The 14392-nt window shown below is 62.1% G+C and carries 12 protein-coding genes and 2 tRNA genes; 7 read left to right on the top strand and 7 right to left on the bottom strand.

From position 1 onward, the window contains the following. Nucleotides 1-23: 23 nt before the first annotated feature. From aceE to PGC08_RS09815, 6 genes are all read left to right on the top strand, one after another. Complete coding sequence (gene aceE / locus PGC08_RS09840) at nucleotides 24-2786, top strand: pyruvate dehydrogenase (acetyl-transferring), homodimeric type (RefSeq protein WP_009882396.1); 2763 nt, start codon at nucleotides 24-26, stop codon at nucleotides 2784-2786. A gap of 120 nt (nucleotides 2787-2906) precedes the next feature. Beyond that, a complete protein-coding gene (locus PGC08_RS09835) occupies nucleotides 2907-4106 on the top strand; it encodes a PucR family transcriptional regulator (RefSeq protein ID WP_009882397.1) in 1200 nt (399 codons plus the stop codon). A gap of 55 nt (nucleotides 4107-4161) precedes the next feature. Beyond that, nucleotides 4162-5067 carry an ACP S-malonyltransferase gene (locus PGC08_RS09830; RefSeq protein ID WP_009882398.1) on the top strand — a complete coding sequence of 302 codons (906 nt, stop codon included), beginning with the start codon at nucleotides 4162-4164 and terminating at the stop codon, nucleotides 5065-5067. A gap of 19 nt (nucleotides 5068-5086) precedes the next feature. Beyond that, nucleotides 5087-6088 (top strand): beta-ketoacyl-ACP synthase III, encoded by a 1002-nt coding sequence (locus PGC08_RS09825; protein ID WP_069600112.1) that lies wholly within the window; start codon nucleotides 5087-5089, stop codon nucleotides 6086-6088. A 118-nt stretch (nucleotides 6089-6206) separates the two neighbouring features. Beyond that, nucleotides 6207-6458: an acyl carrier protein gene (locus tag PGC08_RS09820; RefSeq protein WP_009882400.1), complete on the top strand. Its 252-nt coding sequence runs from the start codon at nucleotides 6207-6209 to the stop codon at nucleotides 6456-6458. 65 nt (nucleotides 6459-6523) lie between these two features. After that, on the top strand, nucleotides 6524-7768 hold the full coding sequence (locus tag PGC08_RS09815; protein ID WP_271710025.1) for a beta-ketoacyl-[acyl-carrier-protein] synthase family protein: 1245 nt from the start codon (nucleotides 6524-6526) through the stop codon (nucleotides 7766-7768). Nucleotides 7769-8079: 311 nt separating this feature from the next. Here PGC08_RS09815 and PGC08_RS09810 read toward each other — a convergent pair whose 3' ends face one another. Further along, nucleotides 8080-8571 (bottom strand): DUF3145 domain-containing protein, encoded by a 492-nt coding sequence (locus tag PGC08_RS09810; RefSeq protein ID WP_069601345.1) that lies wholly within the window; start codon nucleotides 8569-8571, stop codon nucleotides 8080-8082. 230 nt (nucleotides 8572-8801) lie between these two features. Between PGC08_RS09810 and PGC08_RS09805 the strand changes: the two genes are divergently transcribed. Continuing rightward, nucleotides 8802-9314: a hypothetical protein gene (locus PGC08_RS09805; RefSeq protein ID WP_135447022.1), complete on the top strand. Its 513-nt coding sequence runs from the start codon at nucleotides 8802-8804 to the stop codon at nucleotides 9312-9314. A gap of 18 nt (nucleotides 9315-9332) precedes the next feature. Here PGC08_RS09805 and PGC08_RS09800 read toward each other — a convergent pair whose 3' ends face one another. From PGC08_RS09800 to PGC08_RS09775, 6 genes are all read right to left on the bottom strand, one after another. Continuing rightward, nucleotides 9333-9833 (bottom strand): GNAT family N-acetyltransferase, encoded by a 501-nt coding sequence (locus PGC08_RS09800; RefSeq protein WP_096160835.1) that lies wholly within the window; start codon nucleotides 9831-9833, stop codon nucleotides 9333-9335. A gap of 18 nt (nucleotides 9834-9851) precedes the next feature. Next, a tRNA-Ile gene (locus PGC08_RS09795) sits at nucleotides 9852-9928 on the bottom strand. A 103-nt stretch (nucleotides 9929-10031) separates the two neighbouring features. After that, nucleotides 10032-11291: an EAL domain-containing protein gene (locus PGC08_RS09790; RefSeq protein ID WP_009882405.1), complete on the bottom strand. Its 1260-nt coding sequence runs from the start codon at nucleotides 11289-11291 to the stop codon at nucleotides 10032-10034. 84 nt (nucleotides 11292-11375) lie between these two features. Next, nucleotides 11376-12854 (bottom strand): MFS transporter, encoded by a 1479-nt coding sequence (locus PGC08_RS09785; protein WP_101556345.1) that lies wholly within the window; start codon nucleotides 12852-12854, stop codon nucleotides 11376-11378. Nucleotides 12855-12976: 122 nt separating this feature from the next. Beyond that, a complete protein-coding gene (locus PGC08_RS09780; RefSeq protein ID WP_069600108.1) occupies nucleotides 12977-14029 on the bottom strand; it encodes an LLM class flavin-dependent oxidoreductase in 1053 nt (350 codons plus the stop codon). 120 nt (nucleotides 14030-14149) lie between these two features. Continuing rightward, nucleotides 14150-14222: transfer RNA gene (locus PGC08_RS09775), tRNA-Asn, on the bottom strand. Between the last annotated feature and the right edge of the window lie 170 nt (nucleotides 14223-14392).

The raw sequence follows: 14392 nt of genomic DNA, 5'->3' as shown, positions 1-14392 counted from the left end.
GGAGCTGAAGAGAGGACCACACCGTGGACAATCGGAAACAGGGCGGACCGATTCTCAATGGGCTGCCCAGCCAGGTGCCCGACATCGATCCCGAAGAGACTGAGGAGTGGCTGGCGTCGCTGGACGGCCTCATCGACGAGGGCGGACGATCACGCGCACGGTACGTCATGCTGCGGATGCTCCAGCGTTCGCGAGAGAAGCAGATCGGCGTGCCCAGCCTGACAGCCACCGACTACGTGAATACGATCGGTCCCGAGAACGAACCGTGGTTCCCCGGCGACGAAGAGGTGGAGCGACGCTACCGGCGTTGGAACCGCTGGAACGCCGCGATGCTCGTCCACCGCGCTCAGCGGCCCGGAGTCGAGGTCGGCGGTCACATCTCGACCTATGCCTCATCGGCCACGCTCTACGAAATCGGCCTCAACCACTTCTTCCGGGGCAAGGACCATCCCGGCGGCGGTGACCACATCTTCTATCAGGGCCACGCCTCACCGGGCATGTACGCTCGCGCCTATCTCGAAGGCCGGATGAGCGAACAGGACCTCGACGGATTCCGTCAGCAGCAGTCTCATCAGATCGACGGCAAACCCAGCGGACTGCCCTCCTACCCCCACCCGCACCAGCTGCCTGACTTCTGGGAGCACCCGACGGTGTCGATGGGCCTGGGACCGATGAACGCGATCGCGCAGGCACAGTTCGACAAGTATCTGCAGAACCGCGGTATCAAGGACACCTCGCAGCAGCAGACCTGGGCATTCCTCGGCGATGGCGAGCTCGACGAACCGGAGAGCCGCGGCATGCTCCATGTCGCTGCCTTCGAAGAACTCGACAACCTCAACTTCGTCATCAACTGCAACCTGCAGCGCCTCGACGGACCGGTGCGCGGCAACGGCAAGATCATCCAGGAGCTCGAAGCCTACTTCCGCGGTGCCGGATGGAACGTCATCAAGGTCGTCTGGGGCCGCGAATGGGACGAACTCCTGGCCAAGGACCGTGACGGCGCCCTCGTCAACCTCATGAATGCCACCCCGGACGGTGACTACCAGACGTACAAGGGTGAGTCGGGTGGATTCGTCCGTGACAACTTCTTCGGTCGCGACCCTCGCACGAAGGCCATGGTCGAGGACTACAGCGACGAGAGGATCTGGAACCTCAAGCGCGGTGGACACGACTACCGCAAGGTCTACGCAGCGTACAAGGCCGCCGCCGAGCACACCGGTCAGCCGACAGTCATCCTCGTCAAGACCGTCAAGGGCTACTCCCTGGGACCGCACTTCGAGGCCCGCAACGCCACACACCAGATGAAGAAGCTGACGATCGACGATCTCAAGCTGGCCCGTGATCACTTCCAGATTCCGATCTCGGACAAGGATCTCGAGGAGAACCCGAAGCTGCCTCCGTACTACCACCCCGGGCAGGATGCTCCGGAGATCAAGTACATGCAGGAGCGACGTGCGGCACTCGGCGGGTACTCCCCCGAACGGCGCAGCAAGCACATCGATCTCAAACTGCCCTCCGACAAGGCCTTCGACGCCGGCAAGCGCGGCTCGGGCAAGCAGACGATCGCCACCACCATGGGATTCGTCCGCGTGCTCAAGGACCTGATGCGCGAAAAGGAGTTCGGCAAGCGCATCGTGCCGATCATCCCCGACGAGGCCCGCACCTTCGGTATGGACTCGTTCTTCCCGACGGCGAAGATCTACAACCCGCACGGCCAGAACTACATCTCGGTCGACCGCGACCTCTTCCTCGCCTACAAGGAAGCCACCGACGGTCAGCTGCTCCACGTGGGCATCAACGAGGCCGGCGCCACCGCAGCTCTCACCGCCGTCGGCACGTCCTATGCCACCCACGGTGAGCCGATGATCCCGTTCTACATCTTCTACTCGATGTTCGGGTTCCAGCGCAGCGGCGACTTCTTCTGGGCCGCAGGAGACCAGATGGCCCGCGGGTTCATCCTCGGCGCCACCGCCGGACGGACCACGCTCGTGGCAGAAGGACTGCAGCACGGAGACGGTCATTCCCATCTGCTGGCCTCGACCTACCCGTCGATCGTGTCCTACGACCCGGCGTACACCTACGAGATCGCCCGCATCGTCCGTGACGGCATCCACCGCATGTACGACCCGGCCGATGAACGCGACCCCAACGTCATGTACTACCTGACGATGTACAACGAACCGATGGTCCAGCCTCCTGAACCCGAGGACCTCGACGTCGACGGTGTGCTCAAGGGCATGTACCTGCTGTCAAAGGGACCGGACAACGGTGGCCCGAAGGTTCAGCTCATGGCCTCCGGAGTCGGTGTTCCGTGGGTCCTCGAGGCCCAGGAGCTGCTGGCCGAGGACTGGGGCGTATCCGCCGATGTGTGGTCGGTGACGTCATGGACCGAACTGCGTCGCGATGGGCTCAATGCCGAAGATGACCGGCTGCTCAATCCTGACGCCGAGGCCCGTGTGCCCTACGTGACTCAGAAGATGTCCGAAGTCGAGGGTCCCGTGGTGGCAACCTCGGACTTCATGCGTGCGGTACCGGATCAGATCCGGCAGTACGTGCCCAGTCACTTCACTTCGCTGGGCACCGACGGCTACGCGATCTCGGACACGCGTCCGGCCGCTCGCCGCTACTACCACGTCGATGGACCCTCGGTCGTGACTCAGGCCCTGATCTCCTTGGCCGATACCGGGGCGATCTCGATCGATAAGGCCGCCGAGGCGGCTCGGAAGTACCAGCTCGACGATGTCACCGCTGGTACTTCGGGTTCAACCGAAGGTGCGGGCGCCTAAGCACACCGTGTCAGGCGGTATGGCCGGAGTCTCCAAGACTCCGGCCATACTTGTCCCCAACGACAAAAACTTGTGTGTCGTGTACAAGCGAATTGTGTTGAAGCGTTTAAAGTGGAGTCCATGACAACAGACGCCGAGACGCTCCGGCGCCGCGCAGAGACGGCACGTCGTCTCCGGGCCGGAGTGGGAGTTCTTTCCACTGTGACCCTGCAGAGACTCGAAGCTCGGCTCCCCTGGTACCGCAGCATGTCGCCCTCGGATCGCTCCTGGGTCGGACTCTTGGCCCAGTCAGGCATCTCGTCCTTCATCGACTGGTATCGCAAACCCGATACGGATCTGCGGGTCGTCAGCGAGATCTTCAAGTCCGCCCCCCGCGACCTCATCCGAGCCATCAGCCTGCAGCAGACGCTGCAGCTGCTCAAGGTCGTCGTCGAGGTCGTCGAAGAACGAGTACCCGACATTGCGCGTGCGGTAGAACAGCCGGCCCTGCGGGAAGCCGTCCTCGTCTACTCCCGTGAGATCGCCTTCGCCGCAGCAGACGTCTATGCCCGAGCCGCCGAAGCCCGGGGCAGCTGGGACGCCCGCCTGGAGGCGATGGTCGTCGATGCCCTCGTCCGCGGTGACTCCGTCGACGAGTTGGCCAGCCGTACGGCGGCCTTCGGTTGGCAGTCCGAGGGACCTGTCAGCGTCCTCGTCGGACGGGCCCCGCAGCGGTCGGCCAAACGCGGCCTCGACGTCATTCGTCGCAAGGCCCGCAAATGGGCCGATGATGCACTCGTCGGCATTCACGACAACCGACTGCTCATCGTCCTCGGCGGTGCCACCGAACTCGACACCGCCGTCGAAGACCTCTCCGACTGCTTCGGACCCTCCGAGGTCATCGTGGGTCCCAGCGTGTCATCACTGGCCGAAGCCGCCACCTCGGCGAAGGCAGCGATCATGGCGCTCAAGGCCGCCACCGCCCGCCCCGACTCCCCACGCCCCGTCAGGGCAGAGGAGCTCCTACCTGAACGTGCCCTGGCCGGGGACACCGTCGCACTGGGAGAACTCATCAGCCGCTACTACGAACCGTTGACCTCGGGGACGGGACAGCTGCTCAAAACAGTCAGCGCCTACGTCGAATTCGGTTCGTCCTTGGAAGCCACGGCCAAGGCGCTGTCCGTCCACCCGAATACGGTGAGATACCGGCTGCGGAAGATCACCTCGGCGATCTCACTCGATCCCACAGTCTCCCGCGACGCATTCGTCATCCACATCGCATTGGTCTACGGGCGACTGTCAGATGCCGGGCTATTGTCGAACACCGACAAAACACACTGATCTGTACGATCCATCCACTAGATTGAACACCGAAGTCGAGCGAAAAGAGAACTGAGTGCTAGCAATCACCTGCCCGGGCCAAGGTGCCCAGAAGTCGGGCTTTCTGAGTTCCTTCCTGGAACTTGACGCCTTCGCCGCACAGATCGACGAACTCTCCTCCGCATCCGGGATCGACCTGCGAGAGCACGGAACCGAATCGGATGATGAGACCATCAAGGACACAGCTCTGGCGCAGCCGCTGCTCGTCGCGTCAGCAATCGCGTGCGCAGCGGAACTCGGAGTCAAGGCCGACTATGTCGCCGGACACTCCGTCGGTGAGATCGCGGCAGCACAGATCGCTGGGATCTTCACAGCGTCTGACGCCATGCGCTTCGTCTCTGTCCGTGGTGCCGGCATGGCATCCGCCGCCGCCCATACACCAACGGGAATGTCAGCCGTCGTCGGCGGCGACCCCGAGGACGTTCTGGCCGCGATCGAAGCTGCCGGGGCAAGCCCGGCCAATGTCAACGGCGGCGGGCAGACCGTGGCAGCAGGATCGAAGGAGAGCCTCGACAAGCTAGCCGAGAACCCACCGGAGAAGGCCCGAGTCATCGCCTTGCCTGTGGCCGGTGCCTTCCACACCGATTTCATGGCTCCGGCAACCGCTGAACTGGCCGCCACCGCCTCGGCGCTGGAGATTGCCGACCCGGGCACGAAGATCCTCAGCAACTCCGACGGCACCGTCGTCGAGGACGGACAGGACTACGTCGGCCGTCTCGTCAAACAGGTCACCAACCCGGTCCGCTGGGACCTGTGCCAGGAGACCCTCCTGAACGCGGGCATCACCGGAATGATCGAACTCGTCCCCGGTGGAACTCTCACCGGCATTGCACGACGCGCCATGAAGGGCGTGGAGACATTCGCCATCAAATCCGCTGCAGACCTCGACGGGGCGCGTGAGTTCGCCGCGGCCCACGCCTGATCATCAAAGGAAGACCACCATGCCAACACTGAAGACCGCAGAGCCCGGAAGCTTCTCCAAGATCACGGGCATCGGCGCCTACCGCGCCGAGAACCTCGTCACCAACGACGACATCGCCGGCCCCATCAACTCCTCCGATGAGTGGATCCGCCAGCGCACCGGCATCATCACCCGCAGGCGGGCCAGCAAGGACGTCGGCGTCCTCGACATGTGCGAGGAAGCAGCCCTCGAGGCAATCGCATCTTCGGGCCTCAAACCCGAGGACATCGGCGGCATCATCATCGCCACCGTCACCTTCGAGTACTTCACACCGTCAGCGGCAGCGGCACTGACCGATCGCCTGGGAACCGGCCACATCCCGGCCTGGGACATCAGCGCCGCATGCGCCGGCTACTGCTACGGCATCGGACAGGCCGACGCACTGGTCCGCTCCGGAGCCATGGACAACATCCTGGTAATCGGCGCTGAGAAGCTCTCCGAGGTCATCGACCCGGAGGATCGTTCGATCTCCTTCATCCTCGGTGACGGAGCCGGCGCTGTCGTCGTCTCGTCCTCCGACGAGCCGGGCATCTCGAAGACCGTCTGGGGTTCGAAGGGTGAGAACTGGTCGACGATCCGTATGACCGAGTCCCTCTATGACGTCCGCGACGACCGCGAGACCCCATTCCCTACCCTTCGCCAGGACGGGCCGACCGTCTTCCGTTGGGCCGTCTGGGATGGTGCCGAAGTGGCCAAGGAGGCCCTTGCCGAATCCGGCATCGAAGCCTCTGACCTGGCTGCCTTCATCCCCCATCAGGCGAATATGCGCATCATCGACGAACTGGCCAAGCAGCTCAAGCTGCCCGAATCAGTCGTCATCGCTCGAGATATCGCAGACAACGGCAACACCTCCTCGGCGTCGATTCCCTTGGCCACCGAGCGTCTGCTGCGCGAACAGCCCGAACTCAGCGGAGGATTGGCACTGCAGATCGGTTTCGGAGCCGGTCTGGTCTTCGGTGCACAAGTGATCCGTCTCCCTTAAACGGGTTCATTCACGGAAAACTCTCCGTGAATGTCCTAAGATATTCGGCGGGACACTCGTCGAAAAGTTCCTCAACCAGTCGACCAACCCTCGGCTGACACTAGAAAGTAGGAAAGTAATGGCATTCACCGAAGCTGAAGTCCTCGCTGGACTGGCAGAGATCGTCAACGAAGAAACCGGTTTGGCTGTGGAAGCAGTCGAGGCCAACAAGTCTTTCACCGATGACCTCGACATCGACTCCATCTCGATGATGACCATCGTCGTCAACGCTGAGAAGAAGTTCGGCGTGAAGATTCCGGATGACGACGTCAAAGACCTCGTCACCGTCCAGGACGCTGTTGACTACATCAACAAGGCTCAAGAGGCCTGAGAAACTAGCCGTACACGGCCCGTCCACCGACGGGCCGTGTCCACACTATCGACGAGGTTTGTACCATGACACCTAAAGTTGTCGTCACCGGGATTGGTGCGGTAACCCCATTGGGCGCGACGGCCGATGCCACGTGGCAAGCCATCCTGGCCGGCAAGTCCGGCGTCCACACAATGGACAATGATTGGTCCGAGAAGTACGGCCTCGCCGTCGACTTCGCAGCACAGGTCGACCCACAGGTCGTTCCCGAGAATCTCAAACGCGTCCAGGCCAAACGCCTCGACCCCTCCTCCCAATTCGCATTGATCTCCGCCCGAGAGGCCATGGCCGACGCCGGCCTCGAGGAAACTGACCCTGACCGCACCGCCGTCTCTTGGGCGACCGGAATCGGCGGAGTCTGGACTCTGCTCGACGCCTGGGACACACTCCAGGAAGAGGGCCCGCGCCGGGTCATGCCTCTGACCGTGCCGATGCTCATGCCCAACGGGCCAGCCGCAGCCATCGGCATGGAGTTCAAGGCGCGCGCCGGAGTCCAGACCATGGTCTCTGCTTGCGCCTCGTCGACCGAGAGCCTGGGCCACGCCTACGACGTTGTGGCCTCAGGTCACGCCGACATCGTGATCGCCGGTGGTTCCGAAGCCGCGATCCACCCGATCACGATCGCCTCATTCAATTCGATGCAGGCGCTCTCACGTCGGACAGACTACCCTGAGACTGCGTCACGCCCATACGACGTCGGTCGCGATGGGTTCGTCATGGGTGAGGGTGCAGGAACTCTCATCCTTGAGACCGAAGAGCACGCCAAGGCTCGTGGTGCGAAGATCTACGCCGAGGTCTCCAGCTGGGGCATCTCAAACGACGCCTACCACATCACCGGTGGTGAGCCAGGTGGTCAGTACGCACTGCGTGCCATGCAGAGTGCGCTGGACAACGCGGACCTGAGCCCCGCAGACGTCAAGCACGTCAACGCCCACGCCACGTCGACACCAGTGGGCGACATCCCGGAGTCCTTGGCGATCAGCCAACTGCTGGGCTCTCACGTCGGAGATGCTCTCGTCAGTGCGACCAAGTCGATGACCGGTCACCTGCTGGGCGGAACCGGCGCAGTCGAGTCGATCCTCACCGTCAAGGCCTTGGAGACTCGCATGGCTCCCCCGACGATCAACATCGAGGAAGTCGACCCGGACGTCGTGGGCATCAACATCGTGCGCGACACTCCTGCAGAACTTCCCGCCGGAGAAATCGCAGCGATTACGAACTCGTTCGGCTTCGGCGGGCACAATGCCGTCGTCGCGTTCAAGTCGGTATAAATCAGCGATAGAGCTTTGTGATGCGATAGCGCTTCACGAGGCGGCGTTGTTCCTGTACTGGTTCATCGAAACCAGTACAGCCTCTGAGCAGCGATCAGATCGGGGCCCCAGCAATTATGCTGGGGCCCCGATCTGTGTCTGGAGCACCCTAGAACGAGACTGCGGCAGCAGCGTCGAACTCGAGGCATTGCAAACTCTCACACGTGAATACGACTATGGGCACACCCGAGGTAGGAAGGTGTGCCCATAGTCGTTTACCGCAACTTGAGGGACGTCATCGGATCAACGTCGCAGGAAGCTGTGTGAGAGTCTCAGCCGACCTTTGTCAGCCAGCGCACTGGTGCGCCCTCGCCAGCGTGGCGGAAGGCATCAAGCTCCTCGTCCCAGGCTTCGCCCAGGGCCAGCGCCATCTCAGTGGAAAGTTTGATCGGATCACCGGAGGCGCGTTCCATGACGGAGCGGATGCGATCTTCGGGAACCAGAATATTGCCAGCAGAGTCGGTGACCGCGTGGTAGATACCGAGCTCCGGAGTGTGACTCCAACGGCCTCCGTCGACTCCGGCAGATGGCTCCTCGGTCACCTCATAGCGCAGTGAGTCCCATCCGCGAAGTGCGGATGCGATGCGAGCACCAGAACCCGCTGGCGCTCGCCAGCAGACCTCGGCGCGCACAAGACCTGGCGCTGCCGGCTGGGGTGTCCAGTCGAAGCGTGCCTGTGCACCGATTGCCCCGCCCGCTGCCCATTCAATATGCGGGCAAAGCGCGCGAGGTGCTGAGTGGACGAATAGTACGCCCTGTGTCATATCCATTTGTGCCTCCTACCTCGGATACGTCTTCCCCTACGATCCGAAAGGAGGTGCTAGAGCCTATGATAGACGAGTTTTTCCTGTGCGCCAAGCACCGAAAGACCTGGTGGCGTCGCGTGTAGCCGAGATCTGCACCAGCACAGGAAGGGAGCCGGTCAGCTCAATGCCAGCTTCCCGGACACGGAAGGTCGTTGGGGACCAGCCACCTTGTGCTCTACGATGGCGGCATGACGGATGAGAACTGCACAACCACCACCGTGCGCATGTTCCCGGACTATGCAGACACTGTCCTGTGGCTCGTCTTTCCAATTGACTATGAGGACACCGGCCTGTCCCCAGACCTGATTCATCAGCTCGACGCGTGGGAACAGTCGTACTACGAAGCGTTGGATGCCGACTTCAACTGGAAATCAGCGGAAGAAGCTCGAACCTTCACGCAGACAGGCATCGATCTGGCCGGGCAGGTCGCGAACGAACTCGGCGAGGAATTCGTTGTCGAATTCGCCTCGTACGAACATCACGCACCGACGTACACGGTTCAGAGCCGCAGCCCAGCAGACAACGACGAGGCTTTTGCCGCATTTTCCACCATCGTTGCTGAACTCGACGCTGAGGACGAACGCGCGGCACAGCTGGTGGCTGAGGCCGGTCCCGATGGCGAGTGGACGGCATACGCGCCGCTGTCGGGAGAGACATTCACTCCGGGAAAACACGTTCCTCGAACAGAAGACGTTGACTGACACACAGCGGCGAAGACTCTATCGGGATGGTCGGATCATCCGGATCTCGGTGACACCATCATCATCGTCGGTGCTGCGGGAACCGTCAGGAGCGAATCCCATCTTGCAGTAGAACGCCTGCGCCCGCGGGTTGGGGTCAGCGACCCACAAGGACACAGACTCATCTGGTGCAACGACTGCCTCCAAGAGCTTGGCACCTGCACCTTGGCCGTGGACCGATTCGTAGGTGTAGAGGACGAACAGCTCCGACTCCCCCTGACGGTCTTCGTCGTCAGATGGCCCAGACATAGCAATTCCGACCAGCTGACGATCGTGTTCAGCGACCGCGATAGTGAGTTTGCCTGAAGTGCCGCCAGCCAGAAGTGAGTTCCACATGTGTTCTCGGCGCTGGAGAGAATCTGGTGCGAAGAGGACGTCATCGGGCATAGTGCCCTGGTACGTTTCCTGCCATGTCTCGACATGGACCTTGGCCATGGCCGTGGCGTCTTCGATGACTGGGGTACGAACGACAATCGTCATGCACCGATGCTATATCAGTGGTGCCCCCGGTCGGACTTGAACCGACGACCAAGGAATTATGAGTTCCCTGCTCTGACCAGCTGAGCTACGGGGGCGAGCAGAAATAAGATTAGCACCAACTGACGGCCCGGACCCATTCGGCTCACACGCAGCGCAGCCGCTGGAGCCCCAACGTTTGCCCGACGGGGGTTGAGTCCTTCAGCTGGTTGAGGACACCGGCGAAATGCGTGTCAGCGCACTGCGCGCGGCGTCGACGCAGGTGTAGCGTTCCGTCGTGATGTAGACGTCGAAGACAGTCTGACCATCACTGCCGGGATCGTTGCGTTTAGACGCGGCAACCAGACCCGACCAATCGGGACCGACCACGACGACACCGTGCTCATTGCGCATGGGATCCGACGCATCGACGACGCCTGTGCGTACACCAGAGATCGGCGGTTCGGTGAACCCACCGGAGAACATCGCGGTCAGTCCCACCGTGTCGCGGATGCGTTCATAGCGATCGCGGGTGGCTTGGGAGAAGGTCTCGTCTTCGCCGAAGACTCCGAGGGTGATTGTGGCGGCACCTGAAGCCAGGGCGCGTTCTTCGAGGGCAGCGATCTGAGCGATCAGCAGCTCACGATTCATCACCAGAGGTTCACGCCGCAGACCCTGGGCGATCGAATAGGGAGTGCCCAGTGCCGGAAGGTTACGCGAATGGTGATCGACCAGACCGTCCTCGATCGGTTCTGCGAATGGTTCGGGTTCCTTGGTCGCGGGGCCGAAGTACGGTCCTGACATGAAGCGTGCGCCCAGAGCTCGCACCCGGTCGAGATCATCCTCGGTGGTGACCCCTTCTGCAAGGATCACGGCTCCAGTGCGTTCGAGGTGAGCATGAAGAAGTCGATTGAGCTCGGCCAGATGCGATTCGCAGTCGATGCGAAGAACGTCCGGGTGAAGACCAACGACAGACGGATTGACCAAAGGCACGAATGAGGTGCTCCGCAGGTCAGCACCGACCGAGGACATTCCCACGCCCCAGCCCATCGACCGGGCCTGACGGACCGCGCGGAGGACGGACGCTGGTGAGGACGACACGCGGGAGGCATCGAGCTGCAGGATGACTGAGCGGTCGGGTTCTTCGGTGCGATCTTCAAGGGTGGCGAAGGATTCGCCTTCTGCGTGGAGGAAGAGCCGGTTCGACTTGGGCAGTCCCGCCGCCTCGGCAGTCCTCAGAGCTGTTGCCCGAAGTGAAGCATCGATATCGCCGATCATCGCCGAGGCATGCATCTCGCGGCGCAGATTTTCGGATTCAGCGTGCCCGAGTGCCGGGTCATCGATGGGGGCCTGGAGGATCTGATATCCCACTTTGTCGAAGGTGTACGCATCGACGACAGGGGCGAAATAGGTTTCGATCCCACCTGAGCGCACCAACTCTTCGAGAGCCAGGTCCAGATCGTGTACCGCCTCAACCACCATATGTCCTTCCATGGGCAAACATGCGTTCACAGTCTTCCACATGAGAACAGACGCGATTGTCTAAATTCCGTAACATTATTGCGCTCAGAGCTGACGGCGCCGGCCTCGTCTGACCTCGGCCAGACCGACGATTCCGGCCAGGATCACGATGAGCGCAATGGCCGCGAACGAGGCGATCATGCCGATGTTCCAATCGCTGATCGCCGTGACGGCGAAGGCCAGCGCGGTCATGATTGCCAAGCCCATCGACGTGCCGATGCGTTGGCCCGTCTGCAGGACTCCCCCGGCCGATCCCGCATACTTCAGCGGCACTTCCTGCAGCGTCAGGGTCTGGTTCGGGCTGATGACCATTCCCTGGGCAGCTCCGATGAAGCTCAAAGTCAGCAGCATCCACCATTCGCTGCCGATGCCCTGTGTGAGGAGGAAGACGACGCCGATCGTCGAGACGAGGCCCACCAGGCAGGTGACGATCCCCCAGACGACGAGTCGGCGTCCGATCTGGAACACGAAACGTCCGGACACATCTGCCGACACAGCCGACAGCAGGGCGGCCGGAAGGCCGATCATGCCCGCCGCCAGTGCGGTGTGGCCCAACCCCTGTTGCATGTACATGGCGATGAGCACCCAGACGCTCGTCACGCCCATGAAGTACAGGGTGATGATGATCGAACCGTTGCTGAAGCTCCGAATGCTGAACAGGTTCAGATCGACCATGGGAGCGTGTCCACGGGCGGAGTACCGGCGCTCCCACCGGGTCCAGAGCCAGATCGTGATGAGTCCCAGAGGTAGGCCGAGCCAGATGAACCAGCCGACCGAGGACTCGACGAAGGGCAGCAGCACAAGGAGGACTCCGACACCGAGGAGGATGACTCCGACGGGATCGAGGTCGCGCTCCCTGTTCGGGACGTGTCCCCCGTTCGCCGAGGCGGCCGTCGGGTTCGCATCGGACCCGTCGTTGGCGGCGATAGGGTGCCAGGCTGATTTCGGCAGCCAGCTTTTGGCGAGTATGAGGGAGATGACTGCGAAGGGGACATTGACGAGAAAGGCCGCACGCCAGCCGAGCTCAGGGCCGAAGAGAGCGATGAAGACACCGCCGAGGATCGGACCTGTTGCGACGGAGAGGCCGACGGTGGTGCCCATAAGTCCGAAGGCGCGCCCGCGCTGCGGCCCTTGAAAGTACTGCTGCAGCAGTCCCACGACCTGCGGATTGAGCAGACCTGACCCGAGCCCCATGAAGACGCGAGCAATATTGAGAGTCAGTGCACCGGGGGCGATGCCGGCAACGAGTGAGGCGAGGCCGAACAGGCCCACTCCGATCATGAACAGTTGGCCGCGGCCGAAGACGTCTCCTGCTCGTCCTGCTGCCACGAGCACGACGCCGAAGGACAGGGCGTAGCCGGTGAGGACCCACTGCAGGGCCGAGGACGAGGCCTGGAGATCAGTCTCAATGGCCGGCAGGACGACGTTGATGATTGAGACTGAGAGCAGAGACATGAAGAGCGGGACGAGACCGATGAGGACGATTCGTCTCTGAACCTGATTCATGCGCTGGCCGTCGCTCACCTGATCACCTCTGCTCGGACCGAATTCCGCACAGAGGTCACCGTGCGGAACCTAGTCGATTCGACAGTCCCCTTTGTGGGAACTGTTTCATCATACGTGTCCGTGCTCGCGCCCCGGGGAAATCACATCGTCGAGCCGGTCACCGGACCAGAGGTGTTGGGCTGCCATCCCAGGGCCGGAGCGACGTAGCTGGCGAAGGATTCCAGGATGTGGAGGTTGTAGTCGACTCCCAGTTGGCTCGGGATCGTCAGCAGCACCGTGTCTGCGGCTTCGACGGCAGGGTCGGCCTTGAGCGCTTCGATGAGTTCGTCGGGCTCGCCGGCGTAGGTCTTGCCGAAGGTCGAGCGGGTGCCGTCGATGATGCCGATCTGATCACCTTGCCCGTCGGAGCGACGGCCGAAGTAGAGGTCATCGAGGTTTGTGGTGATCGGAAAGATGCTGCGGCTGACGGACACGCGCGGAGTCCAGTCATGGCCGGCGGACTTCCACGCTGCACGATAACGATCGATCTGATCGCGTTGCAGTTCGCCGAAGGATGCGCCGGTCGCTTCGGTCAGCAGGGTCGAGCTCATCATATTCACGCCCTGAGCAGCCGCCCATTCGGCGGTCGCTGCGGTTCCGGCGCCCCACCAGACACGTTGGTCAAGACCGGGCGAATGAGGTTCGACACGCAGCTTCGTATCGGGTCCGAACTGCATCGGATCCGCAGGCGCGATCTCATCGCCCCTGATGGCGGACAGGAATCGTGCGAACTTGTCGCGGGCCATGTTCGCCGCTTTCGCATCATCGCTGTCGCTGTAGCCGAAGGATTCCCAGCCTTGGTCGGCTGGTTCCGGTGATCCGCGGCTGATGCCCAGTGCCACACGCTGATCCGAGAGCAGGTCAAGGGCTGCGGCTTCCTCTGCCAGATAGAGAGGGTTCTCGTAGCGCATGTCGATGACACCGGTACCGACCTCGATTCGAGAGGTCCTGGCCGCGATCGCTGCCAACAACGGCATCGGCGAAGCCGCCTGCTCAGCGAAGTGATGGACTCGGAAGTAGGCGCCGTTGACGCCGAGATCGTCGGCTCCGACACCGATCTCGACTGCTTGCTGGAGCGCTTCCTTCGCCCCGTACTCCCCTGGAGCACTTCCCGACCCGTAGTGACCGAAACTCAAGAACCCGAATGCCTTCATACCCGAGACAACCTGCTTGATCGATCAACTATTCCCGTTCCTCGCGAGCGCGCCGACACTGACTGCTTCAGAATCGAGGGCACGACAAAGGCCCCGTCCAAACGGACGGGGCCTGAGCTGCTCCCCCGGCTGGGCTCGAACCAGCGACCCTTCGATTAACAGTCGAATGCTCTGCCAACTGAGCTACGGAGGAATGTCGCAGTTGCCTGCGCACGTTGTGTCAGCTTAGCAAAGACCCAAGGTCTGCGACAAAGCGGACAACAGTGCTTTAGCTCACAGTTCCGGTTAACCCCACCACCAGATACCGTGGAATCCGTACAGTCAGGACAAACCCAGTCAACAACCACCTCGGCGAGGTGACCG

Origin of the sequence: Brevibacterium sp. BDJS002, from assembly GCF_028201555.1 — a bacterium.
Lineage (GTDB): Bacteria > Actinomycetota > Actinomycetes > Actinomycetales > Brevibacteriaceae > Brevibacterium > Brevibacterium aurantiacum.
Note: the sequence above shows the minus strand (reverse complement) of the source record. Positions and strands in the feature narration are given on the sequence as shown.

Bases quoted from the DNA above. Each gene is read 5' to 3' on its own strand.
- PGC08_RS09805 (WP_135447022.1), top strand. From the start codon at position 8,802: ATGACGGATGAGAACTGCACAACCACCACCGTGCGCATGTTCCCGGAC.
- PGC08_RS09825 (WP_069600112.1), top strand. From the start codon at position 5,087: ATGCCAACACTGAAGACCGCAGAGCCCGGAAGCTTCTCCAAGATCACG.
- PGC08_RS09780 (WP_069600108.1), bottom strand. From the start codon at position 14,029: ATGAAGGCATTCGGGTTCTTGAGTTTCGGTCACTACGGGTCGGGAAGT.
- PGC08_RS09820 (WP_009882400.1), top strand. From the start codon at position 6,207: ATGGCATTCACCGAAGCTGAAGTCCTCGCTGGACTGGCAGAGATCGTC.
- PGC08_RS09790 (WP_009882405.1), bottom strand. From the start codon at position 11,291: ATGGTGGTTGAGGCGGTACACGATCTGGACCTGGCTCTCGAAGAGTTG.
- PGC08_RS09835 (WP_009882397.1), top strand. From the start codon at position 2,907: ATGACAACAGACGCCGAGACGCTCCGGCGCCGCGCAGAGACGGCACGT.
- PGC08_RS09810 (WP_069601345.1), bottom strand. From the start codon at position 8,571: ATGACACAGGGCGTACTATTCGTCCACTCAGCACCTCGCGCGCTTTGC.
- PGC08_RS09800 (WP_096160835.1), bottom strand. From the start codon at position 9,833: ATGACGATTGTCGTTCGTACCCCAGTCATCGAAGACGCCACGGCCATG.
- PGC08_RS09815 (WP_271710025.1), top strand. From the start codon at position 6,524: ATGACACCTAAAGTTGTCGTCACCGGGATTGGTGCGGTAACCCCATTG.